A 12,829-nucleotide genomic window follows, 5' to 3' on the forward strand; every position below is an offset into this window, starting at 1 on the left:
TTCAGAAGAGAACCTAGATTGGCTTTTCGACATGTACAAATGGTGATTCTCATATTTTGATAACGCGTCACTCCCGCACCTTCGCTAGGAAGGACCGGGTCCTCTCGTGCTGCGGGTCGTCGATGACCTGGCTGGGCGGGCCGCTCTCGACGAGGAGACCATCGGCCATGAAATGGACGACGTCTGCGACGTCGCGCGCGAAGCCCATCTCGTGAGTGACGACGACCATCGACATGCCCCTGCCGGCGAGATCCTTCATGACGTCGAGCACTTCGCCGACCAGCTCCGGATCCAGCGCCGACGTCGGTTCGTCGAACAGCATCAGCTCGGGGTCCATGCATAGCGCACGAGCGATCGCGACGCGCTGCTGCTGCCCCCCGGACAGCTGAGCCGGGTAGCGGTCCACCTTGTCGAGCAGACCGACCCGGCTCAACAGCTCACGGGCCGTGCGGACGGTGTCCGCCTTGTTGGCGCGCCTGGTGACGAGCGGCCCTTCGATGACGTTCTCGAGCACGGTGCGATGCGGGAACAGGTTGAACTGCTGGAAGACCATGCCGATCGCCGCGCGCGCCTTCGCGATCTCGCGGCCCTTGAGCTCATGCAGCCTGCTGCCGACGCGTCGGTAGCCCACGCGCTGACCCGCCACCCACATCTCGCCGCCGTCGATCTTCTCCAGGTGGTTGATGCAGCGCAGGAAGGTGCTCTTGCCGGATCCGGAGGGCCCGAGCAGGCACGCGACGCTTCCGCGGGGGATGTCGAGACTGATGCCCTTGAGCACCTCCACATGTCCGTAGCTCTTCCTCACTTCGATCGCGCGGAGCATGGGTTCGTACGCGTTCATGCCTTGACTCTCCTTTGCGTCGCGATGGCCTCGGTGACCGTCATGGCAGGCTTCTGCACGCGCACCGTCTGCTCGAACCCGCGGCCGACGCGCTTCTCGATGTAGTGCTGAGCGATGGAGAGCACCGCTGTCATCACCAGATACCAGATCGCCGCGACGATGAGCATCGGAATGGTCTCGAAGGTCCGTGCGTAGATGCTCTGCGTTGCGGTCATCAGCTCCGAGTAGCCGATCACCAGAACGAGCGAGGTGTTCTTCAGCATCCCGATCACCTCGTTCCCGGTCGGCGGGATGATGACTCGCATCGCCTGCGGCAGCACGACGCGGAACATCGCCTGCATCCGGGTCATGCCGATCGCCTCGGCCGCTTCGGTCTGTCCGCGGGGCACGGCGATGATGCCGGCGCGAACGATCTCGCTCATGTACGCGCCCTCATTCAGAGAGAGGCCCAGCAGGGCTGCTGTGAGCGGCGTGATCAATGAGTTCGTGTCGAAGTGGAGCCATTCGGGTCCGAACGGCACTCCGAGCACGATCTTCGGGTACAGCGCCGACAGGAAGAACCAGAACAACAGCTGCACCAGCAGCGGAGTGCCGCGGAAGAACCAGGAGTACAGCCAGGCCGCGCCGGCGACGATCGGGTTCGGCGACAGCCGCCCGACCGCGAGCAGGATGCCGAGCACGATGCCGATCAGCATCGACGCACCCGTGAGCATCAGTGTGGTCATCAGGCCGGCCACGATGGGAGGAGCGAAGAGGTACTGCGCGACCACGTCCCAGCCGAAGCGTTCGTTCGCGACCATGCTGATTCCGATCAGCGCCGCGATCACGAGCATCACGACGGCCGCCGCCCAGCGTCCGGGGTAACGAGCCGGGACGACCGTCAGGTCGTCCCGGCTCCGATCGAGGTCGGTCATTACTTGGTTCCATTGATGGCGAACTCGGTCACGGCGCCGCCATCCTGCTGGTACTTCTTCAGGATCTCGAGGTAGCGACCGCTCTTCTCGACAGCGACGAGCGCCTTCTGGAAGACCGGGATGAGTGCGCTGTTCTTGGGGAACACGATGCCGAACGGACCCGCCTGATACGGCGGCAGCACTGTCAGACCTGCCTTGCTCTGAGCTGCGACGTAGGACGCGGCGGTGTAGTCGAAAAGTCCGGCGTCTGCCCGACCGTTCTGCACCGCGAGCACAGCCTGGCTCTGGCCGGGGTAGATGGTGCTCTTGATGGGCTGCTTGCCGTCCGCGACGCACTTCTCGCTGGCGCTCGCGGCGTCATCGACCTCCGTGGTGCCCTGCACGACGGCCGCTTCCTTGCCGCACAGGTCGGCGAGAGTCTTCACGGACCCGTCGGTGTTCGGAGGCAGCATGATCGAGCCGCCGGCATTGAAGTAGTCGAGGAAGTCGACCTGCTGCTGCCGCTCGACCGTGTCGGACATGGCCGACATCGCCAGCTTGTAGCGGTCGCCGGTCAGTCCCGGGATGATCGCGTCGAACGAGATGTGGTTGAAGTTCAGCTTCACCCCGAGCTGCTTCTCCAGCTCATCAGCGATATCGCGGTCGATCCCGATCACGGTCTTCCCGTCGGTGTCGAAGGACTCGAACGGCGGGTATTCGACGTTGCTGGCGACTTCGATCACGCCGGCCTTCTGCACGTCGGTCGGCAGCTGGCTGAACAGCGGCGCCTCGGCACCGGCAGCCGCCGTCGGCTCGGGGGCGGAGGCGGAGGCGGAGCAGCCTGCGAGCACGAGAACTGCGGGTACCGCGACGGCGACGGACGCGAGGACGCCCCGCCGTAGTGTGGACTTGAGCATGAGCAAATCTCCTTCGTTGGAGCCCCTGAGCGGGAGCGAGTGTTCGTGAATCACTGCGGTTCGGGCGACGATCACCGCGCGACGATGCAGCGGTGTTCTGGAACCGTAGGTGTGCCCGGGGGCACACTGAAGGAGCGATTTCCACATGTTGAGAACGCGCGCGTTCAGCCGTCGTCGACGACGTCACGCGGCGCGCGGGGATGCGCCGTGCGGGGTCGGGATGCTCGTCGCATCCGCTGGCTACACCGCCTCGGACAGCAGCTTCACCCCCGCGCGCAGCGCGGTGATCGCCTGCTGGCGCCAGGCCGCGCTGGAGCACCGCGTCTCGGGGCCGGCGACCGCGAGCGAACAGATGATCTCACCCTTGGAGAAGACTGGAAGGGCGACCGCGACCGCGCCCTGGTTCAGCTCGCCGCGAGAGATCGCATATCCGCTCTGGCGGATCTGGTCGAGATGCCGCAGCAGGTCGGGGCGAGTCAGCGTGTTGTGGGTGTAGCGCGGCATCGAGTGCTCCAATACGTTGTCAATCACTGATTCGGGCGCGAACGCGAGCAGCGCCCGCTGGCCGGCACCCGCGTGCAGTGGCAGCAGCTGATTGACTTTGAATGCGTAGCGCAGGGGGTGAGGAGAGACCGCCTGGCGCAGGCAGATCGCGTGGATGCCAGAGCGCACGGTCAGCACGGCCGTCTCGGATGTCGCATCGACGATGGACTCGAGGATCGAGCCGCCGATCTCTGCCAGCCTGGCATGAGACAGGTACTGGCCGGACAGCTCGATCAGCCGCCACCCGGGAAAGTAGTTCCCGTTGCGCACCTCGACCAGGTCGAGTTCACGCAGACTCCGGATGTAGCGATAGACCGTACTCACCGGGATTTCGAGGTCCGCCGCGACCGACTCGACGCTGGTCTCCCCTGCCAACGCGATCTGGATCATCACGGCAAGCCCGCGCTCGAACGAGGTGGAGGTTTCTGCGTGCGCCTTTGCCATGGGTAAGACCCTAGTGCGAGTGCGCTCGGCTGCGGTCCGGCGCATCGCTGCCCACCCGTCGCCGTGGCGCACACGCCGCGTTCTCACCCCGCGAGGCGAACATCTGCGACCCGCGAAGCGCGGTATTCGAAGCGAGCACTCGAAGCGGGCGTATCGGGGCGGACGGCGCCGAGGCCGGATCAGGCCGCGGTGCGGCGCAGTTGCACCGTGCATTCATCGGGGCGGGCGGCGGCGCGCACGCAGTCCGCGGCCAGGGGTCCTCCGGCCTGGGTCAGCACGCCCTGCATGAGCCCGAGGTGCACCTGGCACAGGACCGGCCGGTGCTCGGGGCGGCTGGCGACATGCGGGCACGGCGTCAGCTCGACGGTGAGCGCGTCCTCGTCGATGACGGGCTCGAAGCCGCTCTCCTCGAGGTGGTCGATGAGGGCGTCGAGCTGGTAGGTGGCATCCCGGCCCAGCTCCGACTCACCCTCGTCCATGATCCGGCGGATCATGTCGCCGCGTCGTGCAGCCGCGGCGACCTTGTCACGGGCGACGGGGCTGGACGCCTCGGGTTCACCGGTGGCCGCGGCGTACAACGTGCGCGGGCGGCCGCGCGTCGTGCGATGCTCGATGGAGGGGATGACGTAGCCGCCGTCGATCAGCCGCTGCAGATGCTCGCGCACAGTGTTGGCATGCAGGCCGGTGGCCTCGCACAGCTCGCCGATCGTGAGCTCGGGGCGACCGCGCTCCGCGCGCCCGTGCTGGGCATCCGCCTCGAAGAGCAGATGCAGGATCTGCACCCGCGAGTAGCTCGAGATAGGCCCGTAAGCGACCCCTCCGCCTGTCATGCACTCATCATGACAGACACCCGACACGCCCGGCCGGAAACGGGCCGTGAATAATCACGGCCTCCGCAACCGCGCAGGATCAGGCGCCGCGCCGACGGGGTCCCAGCCGCGCTTGGGCGACTGAGAACCGCGGTGCTCGTCCCGCGACCGGTACACGATGTAGGGCCGGAACAGGTATCCGACCGGCGCGGAGAACACGTGCACGAGGCGTGTGAACGGCCACAGCGCGAAAAGGATGCAGGCGGTCAGCACGTGCAGCTGGAACAGCAGCGGCACGTCGACCATCAGCTCCGGCCGCGGACGGAAGATCAGCGCCTCGCGGATCCACGGCGAGATGGTCTCGCGGTAGCGGAACCCCGGCCCGAACACCTGATACACGACCGTGGCCGCCGTGCCGAACAGCAGCGTCGCGCCGAGGAAGACGTACATCACCTTGTCCATCACGGTGGTCGCGAGGAACACCGCCGGCACCGTGCGCCGTCGGAAGATCAGGATCGCGAGCCCCGCCAGCGTCAGGACCGCCGCGAACGACCCGAGCACGGTGGCGCCGATGTGGTAGATCTCCTCGCTGATGCCGATGGCGTACAGCCACTCGCGCGGGATGAACAGGCCGACCGCGTGCCCTGCGATCACCATCAGGATGCCGAAGTGGAACATCGGCGAGCCCCACCGCAGCAGCCGGTTCTCGTAGGTCTGCGACGAGCGGGTGGTCCACCCGAACTTGTCGTAGCGGTAGCGCCAGATGTGCCCGACGATGAAGATCGCCCCGCACATGTACGGCAGCGCCACCCACAGCAGGATCTGCATGGTGCTCACGGCCGGTCCCCCGTTCCGATCAGTCCGGTGCTCACCGGCATCGAGTTCCCCATCGGCCGGTAGGTCGGCATGGGCAGGCTCAGTCCCACGGTCTCGGTCGGCGGCCCCTCGTTCACCAGCGCCGCGACGCGCTCGCGGATGCGCTGATCCACCTTCGGCAGCGACAGCGTGACGGCGCGCACCACGCCCGCCCACGGCGAGTCCATGCCCTCCAGCGCCGCGCGCAGCACCTCGATGCCGTCACGATGCGCCGAGAGCACGGCATCCGCGACATCGGATTGCGACCGGGCCGAGAACTCCAGCACCGCCGGCAGGTAGTCCGGCAGCTCGTCGGCGTCGAACTCCCACCCTGCCGCGCGGTACGCGTCGAGGAACGTCACCAGCGCCGTGCCGCGCCGACGCGTGTCGCCGGTGGCGTAGTAGCTGAGGTACAGCGAGCACTTGCGCTTGAGATCGAAGGTGGTCACGTACATCTTCTGCAGAGCGGATGCTCCGCTCTCGCGCGCCGTGCGCAGCAGCTCGCCCAGCGGTTCGCCGACGGATGCCGGCAGAGCCGCCGCATGCGCTTCGAAGACCGGCAGGCGCTCGAACCACTGCGCGTCGGGATAGTCCAGCAGCAGCGAGGCCAGCATGTGCACGGTGCGGCGCTGCTCACGCGTGAGCGATGCCGGGGCCAGGGCCTCCGGCAGCGCGCGGCGAGGCGTGACCCGCCCCGGCAGCAGGCTGGTCATGACTCGTCCTCGTACGTCCGCTCGGCAGCCCGTTCACCCTCGGGCGGGAACAGTCCCTGCGGCCGGCCGTTGCCGTCCCAGTTCAGCAGGTTGATCCGCCCCGGAGTGGACGGCTGGTCGGCGGTCTGCCGGTCCGACAGCGCGTGGAAGTTCTCCACCGCCACCGGCACCGCGTGCCCGCTGGCCGCGCCGAACGGCCCGCCGGCACCGCCCATGCCCGGCCCGCCCTCGAAGTCCAGCGAGCAGGCCATCTCCTCCAGGTCGTGCGCCTGCTCGTGGTGGGCGGCGGGGATGACGTAGCGCTCCTCGTACTTGGCGATGGCCAGCAGCCGGTACATCTCCTCGATCTCCCGACCGGTCATGCCGACGGCCTCCGCGATGGACTCCTCGCGCACATCGTCGATCGAGACCCCGCGCATGTAAGAACGCATGGCGGCGAGCTTGCGCAGCGCGGCATCCACCGGCGCCACCTCCCCCGCCGTGAACAGCTCGGCCAGGTACTCGATGGGGATGCGCAGCTTGTCGATGGCGGCGAACAGCGTGCGGGCATCCTCGCCGTCGTTGCCGGATCCTGTGACCACGTCGACCACGGGCGAGAGCGGCGGGATGTACCAGACCATCGGCATGGTGCGGTACTCCGGGTGCAGCGGCAGCGCCACCTCGTAGTCGTGGATGAGCCGCCAGACGGGGCTGCGCTGGGCGGCCTCGATCCAGTCGTCCGCGATGCCGTCGCGCCGAGCCGCCTCGATCACAGCGGGGTCGTGCGGATCCAGCAGCACCGAGCGCTGCGCGTTCAGCAGCTCCTTCGGGTCCTCCACCGCGGCGGCGTCGGCCACGGCATCCCCGTCGTACAGCACCAGACCGAGGTACCGCAGCCGGCCCACGCAGGTCTCCGAGCACACGGTAGGCAGGCCCACCTCGATGCGCGGGTAGCAGAACGTGCACTTCTCGGCCTTGCCGGTCTTGTGGTTGAAGTAGACCTTCTTGTACGGGCATCCGGAGATGCACATCCGCCAGCCGCGGCAGGCGTCCTGATCGACCAGGACGATGCCGTCCTCCTGCCGCTTGTACATCGCGCCCGAGGGGCAGGATGCCACGCACGACGGGTTCAGGCAGTGCTCGCAGATGCGCGGCAGGTAGAACATGAAGGCCTTCTCGAACTCGGCCTTCACCTCGCCGCTCATCTTCTGCAGGACGGGGTCCTGCTGCATGGTCTCGACGGAGCCGCCCAGGTCGTCATCCCAGTTCGCCGACCAGGACACCTTCATGTCCTTGCCGGTGATCAGGCTCTTCGGCCGTGCGACGGGGGTGTGCTCGCCACCCGGAGCGTTCACGAGCATGTCGTAGTCGTAGGTCCACGGCTCGTAATAGTCGTCGATGCCGGGCAGCTTGGGGTTGGAGAAGATGCGCGCGAGCTTGGACAGCCTTCCGCCGGCCCGCAGCCGCAGCCGCCCGCGCTTGTCGCGCACCCAGCCGCCCTGCCACTTCTCCTGGTCCTCGTAGCCCCGCGGATAGCCGACGCCCGGCCGGGTCTCGACGTTGTTGAACCACACGTACTCCACGCCGGTGCGGTTGGTCCACGCCTGCTTGCACGTGACCGAGCAGGTGTGGCATCCGATGCACTTGTCGAGGTTCATCACCATCGACATCTGAGCCATTACTCTCATGACACTGCGCCCTTCATCGGTATCGCACTTCCTGCGAACGGCGGCGGATCGTGGTGACCTCGTCGCGCTGGTTCCCCGTCGGCCCCAGATAGTTGAACGCCCACGCCAACTGCGCGTAGCCGCCGATCAGGTGACTGGGCTTGAGCAGGATGCGCGTGAGGGAGTTGTGGATGCCGCCGCGCAGCCCGCTGGTCTCGCTGATCGGCACGTCGACCGTGCGGTCCTTCGCGTGGTACATGTACACCGTGCCCTCCGGCATCCGGTGCGACACGTTGGCCCGCGCGACGACCACGCCGTTGCGGTTGTACGACTCGATCCAGTCGTTGTCGCGCACGCCGATCTTCTCGGCATCCTGCGGACTCATCCAGATCGTGGGGCCGCCTCGCGAGAGCGAGAGCATGAACAGGTTGTCCTGGTACTCCGAGTGGATCGACCACTTGGAGTGCGGGGTCAGGTAGCGCACGTTGACCTCGGCACCGGATGCCGTGCCCGGCACCACATCGCCGAACAGGCGCGCCATGTCCAGCGGCGGGCGGTAGATCGGCAGCGCCTCGCCCAGCTCGTCCATCCAGTCGTGGTCGAGGTAGAAGTGCTGCCGGCCGGTGAGCGTGTGCCAGGGCTTGAGGTGCTCGACGTTGATCGCGAAGGCCGTGTACCGCCGGCCGCCGTGCTCGGAGCCCGACCACTCCGGCGAGGTGATCACGCTGCGCGGCTGCACCGACACGTCCTGGAACGACAGGTGCGTGCCCTCGTGCTCGTCGGCGAGGAACGCCAGCTGCTGCCCGGTGTGCTTCTCCAACTGCCGGAAGCCCTGCACGGCCAGGCGGCCGTTGCTGGTGCCGGAGAACGCCAGGATCATCTCGCAGGCGCGCTGGTCGGAGTCCAGTCGCACGCTGCCGGCGTACGGGCCCGCGGCGACCTGCCCGTTCTTCTCGGCCAGCCACGCGATCTCGGGCTCGGGGTGGTACGTGACGCCCTTGGTGGTCATGCCCAGTTCGCCGCTCAGCGGGCCCAGCGATTTCCACTGCTCGGCGAGGTTCGGGTAGTCCCGCTCGACCACTTTCAGCTTCGGCATGGTGACGCCGGGCACCCGCGGCAGGTCCTGCACGCGGCCGTGTGGGGTGGCCATCGCATCGGGGGTGTCGTGCTGCAGCGGCGTGGCCACCACGTCGCGCCGCACGCCCAGGTGGGTGCGGGCCATCTCGCTGAAGCGCTCGGCGAGGATGCGGAACGTCTCGAAGTCGGTCTTCGTCTGCCAGGGCGGTGCGATGGCCGGGTTGAACGCGTGGACGAACGGATGCATGTCCGTGGAGGACAGGTCGTACTTCTCGTACCAGGTGGCCGCCGGCAGCACGATGTCGCTGAACAGCGTGGTGCTGGTCATGCGGAAATCCGCCGTCATCAGCAGGTCGAGCTTGCCCTCGGGCGCCTTCTCGTGCCACGTCATCGACACCGGACGGGAGCCCTCGGCCGCCTCGGGAGCGCGCACGGCGGCATCCGTGCCCAACAGGTGCTTGAGGAAGTACTCGTTGCCCTTGCCCGAGGAGCCCAGCACGTTGGCGCGCCACATGGTCATCACGCGCGGGAAGTTGGCCGGGTCGTCCGGGTCCTCCACGGCGAAGTGCAGCGAGCCGTCATCCAGGCTGTCCACGACGTGCTGCGCGGGATCCTTGCCCGCCGCCTCGGCTTCGGCCACCAGGTCGAGCGGGTTGCGGTCGAAGGTGGGGTAGCTCGGCATCCACCCCCGCTGCACGGACTCGACCAGGCAGTCGGCGGTGGTGCGGCCGTGGAAGGTGCCGCGGCCCAGCGGCGAGGAGAGCTGGTCGGCGGGCAGCCCGTCGTAGCGCCACTGGTCGGTGGACAGGTAGAAGAAGGCGGTGCCGATCGTGTAGCGCGGCGGGCGCACCCAGTCGGAGGCACCGGCGTACTGCTGGTAGCCGGTGAGCGGGCGCACCTTCTCCTGGCCCACGTAGTGCGCCCATCCCCCGCCGTTCACGCCCTGGCATCCGGTCATCGTCGTCAGCGCGAGGAAGGTGCGGTAGATGGTGTCGGAGTGGAACCAGTGGTTGGTGCCGGCGCCCATCAGGATCATCGAGCGGCCACCCGACCGCTCGGCGTTGTCGGCGAACTCGCGCCCGATGCGGATGGCCTGCTCGGCGGGCACCGAGGTGTGCTCCTCCTGCCACGCCGGGGTGCCGGGGCTGGTGGCGTCGTCATAGCCGGTCGGCCACTCGCCGGGCATCCCGTCGCGGCCGACACCGTAGCGGGCCAGCATCAGATCGAACACCGTGGTGACGGTCTTACCGGCGACGGTGCGCACGGGCACGCCGCGGGCGATCACACCGGAGCCGCCGGCGTGCTCCTGGCCGGGCTCGGGGTCCAGGTCGAAGCGCGGCAGCAGGATCTCCGCCGCCGTCCCGTCCCAGCTCGCAAGGTCGGCCACCGAGAGCGGCGGCACGACGTCGCCCAGGTCCAGGTTCCAGCGGCCCTCGTCCTCGGGGCTGAACCGGTGGCCCAGCGAACCGTTCGGCACGACCGGGGTGCCGTCCTGGTCCATCAGCACCGGCTTGAAGTCGGCGCGCGGCTGGGCGGCATCCGCTCCGGACAGATCGGATGCCGTGACGAACTTGCCCGGCACGAGAGAGCCGTCGCGCTCCTCGAGTTCGACGAGGAACGGCGCGTCGGTGTAACGGCGCATGTAGTCCTGGAACCGCTCGGTGCGCTTCTCGACGAAGTGCTCGCGCAGGATGACGTGGCCCATGGCCAGCGCCAGCGCGGCATCCGTTCCCGGATGCGGCGAGACCCACTCGTCGGCGAACTTGGTGTTGTCGGTGTAGTCGGGAGAGACCGTGATGACCTTCTGGCCGCGGTAGCGGGCCTCGGTCATGAAATGCGCGTCGGGGGTGCGGGTGACCGGCACGTTCGAGCCCCACATGATCAGGTATCCGGCGTTCCACCAGTCCGCGGACTCGGGCACGTCGGTCTGGTCGCCGAACACCTGGGGACTGGCGACCGGCAGGTCGGCGTACCAGTCGTAGAACGACAGCATGGTGCCGCCGATCAGGTTCATGAACCGGGAGCCGGCGCCGTGCGACACCATCGACATGGCCGGGATGGGCGAGAACCCGGCGATGCGGTCGGGGCCGTAGGTCTTCACGGTGTGCACGTGCGCTGCCGCAGCGATCTCCATCACCTCGTCCCAGCTGGTGCGCACCAGGCCGCCCTTGCCGCGGACGCGCTTGTACGACGTGGCCTTCTCGGGATCCTCCACGATCGACGCCCAGGCGTCGACAGGATCCGGATGCTGCGCCTTGGCCTGCCGGTACAGCTGGGCCAGTGTGTCGCGGATGTACGGATAGCGCACGCGCGTGGGCGAGTAGGTGTACCAACTGAAGGCTGCGCCGCGCGGGCAGCCGCGAGGCTCGTACTCCGGGGAGTCGGGGCCGACCGACGGGTAGTCGGTCTGCTGCGCCTCCCAGGTGATGATGCCGTCCTTGACGTACACCTTCCACGAGCACGATCCGGTGCAGTTCACGCCGTGCGTGGAGCGGACCACCTTGTCGTGCGACCAGCGGTCGCGGTAGAACGCGTCGCCCGCGCGACCGCCCTGCAGGAACACCGACCGCAGGTCCGGCGAGAACTCTCCTGGACGCACGAAGCGCCCCATCGTGAGCAGCGTCTCGGCCAGCAGGCCGTCGTTGGCCGGAGCCCTTCGAGTGGTGATGCCGGGGGTCATCTCTGCTCCTTCCGGAGTGCACGTGGTACTTCAGCATCCTGCCTTCGGTCCCGGACGTAAACAAGGGCGGGCCGTGTTTATTCATCCGGGCGATGATCCGATTTTCTCCGGCGATACCTATGGTGATCAGGGCTGAAGCAGGCTACGGTCGCCGTTATCGAAGGGACGCCTGATGACTGCTCCGATCACCGCCGCCGCTCCGCAGGCCACCGGTCTCAAGGGCGGATTCGCCCAGGTGCTGCTGGCCACCATCGCCTCCACGATCGCGTTCTGGGCCTGGATGTCGATATCCCCGCTGCAGAAGACCTACGCCACGGAGATGGGCCTGGATGAGGGCCAGATCTCACTCATGCTGGCCACCCCGGTGCTGGTCGGCGCAATGGGGCGCGTGGTCATCGGCGCGATGACAGACCGCTTCGGCGGGCGGAAGATGTTCACCGCCGTGCTGCTGCTGTCGGCGCCGGCGGTGCTGCTGGTGGCGCTGGCCGGCAGCATCCGCAGCTTTCCGCTGCTGATCATCGCCGGGTTCTACCTGGGCGTGGCGGGCACGATCTTCGCCGCCGGCGTGCCGTTCTCCAGCGCCTGGTTTCCGCCGCATCGCCGCGGCTTCGCGAACGGCGTCTTCGGCATGGGGATGATCGGCACGGCGGTCTCGGCGCTGGCCACCCCGCGCCTGGCCGAGGACATCGGCTACCTCCCCACGCACCTGATCATCGCGGGCGCGCTGGTGGTGATGGCCGTGATCGTGTGGTTATTCATGCGCGAGTCGCCGCTGTGGGAGCCCAACCGCGAGAAGCTCGTGCCCAAGGTGACTGGTGCGCTCAAGCTGCCGGTCACCTGGGAGATGGCGTTCCTGTACGGCATCGTGTTCGGCGGTTTCGTGGCGTTCTCGAACTTCCTGCCCAAGTACCTCACCACCATCTACCCGAACGAGGTCGACGTGCTGGGCGCCGGCATGCGCACCGCGCTGTTCGCGGCGGCGGCCGTGGTGGCGCGGCCCGTCGGCGGCGTGCTGGCCGACCGGTTCGGCCCGAAGATCATCTCGCTGATCTCGCTGGGCGGCATCGTCGCGCTGGCGTACATCGTCGGACAGCAGCCGGCCGAGGGCATCCTGACCGGGGTGACGTTCCTCCTGATGGCCTCGGCGATGGGGCTCGGGATGGGCGGGGTGTTCGCCTGGATCGGCCCGTCCACGCCGAAGGAGAAGGTCGGCGCGGTCAGCGGCGTGGTGGCCGCGGCCGGCGGCCTGGGCGGCTACTTCCCCCCGCTGGTGATGGGTGCGACGTACCACGCGGAGTCCAACTCGTACTCGCTGGGCCTGTGGCTGCTGGTGCTGGTCGGCGCGTTCGCGCTGGTCGTGGCCGGGATGCTGAAGGACGTCGGGCGCAAGGCCTGAGGGACCTACCGTCGC

The 12,829-nt window shown here is 67.9% G+C and carries 10 protein-coding genes; 1 reads left to right on the forward strand and 9 read right to left on the reverse strand.

Features of this window, described 5'->3' with window-relative positions:
• Nucleotides 1-67: 67 nt before the first annotated feature.
• From Q0568_RS04080 to Q0568_RS04120, 9 genes are all read right to left on the reverse strand, one after another.
• Complete coding sequence (locus tag Q0568_RS04080; protein ID WP_298862657.1) at nt 68-841, reverse strand: amino acid ABC transporter ATP-binding protein; 774 nt, start codon at nt 839-841, stop codon at nt 68-70.
• A complete protein-coding gene (locus Q0568_RS04085) occupies nt 838-1,755 on the reverse strand; it encodes an amino acid ABC transporter permease (RefSeq protein ID WP_298862660.1) in 918 nt (305 codons plus the stop codon). The genes Q0568_RS04080 and Q0568_RS04085 overlap by 4 nt, the downstream gene beginning before the upstream one ends.
• The gene (locus Q0568_RS04090) at nt 1,755-2,651 is read right to left on the reverse strand and encodes an ABC transporter substrate-binding protein (RefSeq protein ID WP_298862663.1); all 897 of its coding nucleotides are present in this window, start codon (nt 2,649-2,651) and stop codon (nt 1,755-1,757) included. Before Q0568_RS04090 ends, Q0568_RS04085 begins: the two co-directional genes overlap by 1 nt.
• A gap of 240 nt (nt 2,652-2,891) precedes the next feature.
• Entirely contained in the window at nt 2,892-3,638 is a 747-nt protein-coding gene (locus Q0568_RS04095) for an IclR family transcriptional regulator (protein ID WP_298862666.1), read from the reverse strand.
• A gap of 179 nt (nt 3,639-3,817) precedes the next feature.
• The gene (locus Q0568_RS04100) at nt 3,818-4,468 is read right to left on the reverse strand and encodes a helix-turn-helix domain-containing protein (RefSeq protein WP_298862669.1); all 651 of its coding nucleotides are present in this window, start codon (nt 4,466-4,468) and stop codon (nt 3,818-3,820) included.
• Between the two features lie 54 nt (nt 4,469-4,522).
• Nucleotides 4,523-5,275, reverse strand: coding sequence for a respiratory nitrate reductase subunit gamma (gene narI / locus Q0568_RS04105; protein WP_298862782.1), 753 nt, complete (start codon nt 5,273-5,275; stop codon nt 4,523-4,525).
• Between the two features lie 5 nt (nt 5,276-5,280).
• The gene (narJ, locus tag Q0568_RS04110; RefSeq protein WP_298862672.1) at nt 5,281-6,015 is read right to left on the reverse strand and encodes a nitrate reductase molybdenum cofactor assembly chaperone; all 735 of its coding nucleotides are present in this window, start codon (nt 6,013-6,015) and stop codon (nt 5,281-5,283) included.
• The gene (gene narH / locus Q0568_RS04115; RefSeq protein ID WP_298862675.1) at nt 6,012-7,682 is read right to left on the reverse strand and encodes a nitrate reductase subunit beta; all 1,671 of its coding nucleotides are present in this window, start codon (nt 7,680-7,682) and stop codon (nt 6,012-6,014) included. The genes narJ and narH overlap by 4 nt, the downstream gene beginning before the upstream one ends.
• A 13-nt stretch (nt 7,683-7,695) precedes the next feature.
• Entirely contained in the window at nt 7,696-11,418 is a 3,723-nt protein-coding gene (locus Q0568_RS04120; RefSeq protein WP_298862678.1) for a nitrate reductase subunit alpha, read from the reverse strand.
• Nucleotides 11,419-11,590: 172 nt separating this feature from the next.
• Between Q0568_RS04120 and Q0568_RS04125 the strand changes: the two genes are divergently transcribed.
• Nucleotides 11,591-12,814 (forward strand): MFS transporter, encoded by a 1,224-nt coding sequence (locus Q0568_RS04125; protein ID WP_298862680.1) that lies wholly within the window; start codon nt 11,591-11,593, stop codon nt 12,812-12,814.
• The last annotated feature ends 15 nt before the right edge of the window (nt 12,815-12,829 follow it).

Origin of the sequence: uncultured Microbacterium sp. (genome assembly GCF_937927635.1) — a bacterium.
GTDB lineage: Bacteria > Actinomycetota > Actinomycetes > Actinomycetales > Microbacteriaceae > Microbacterium.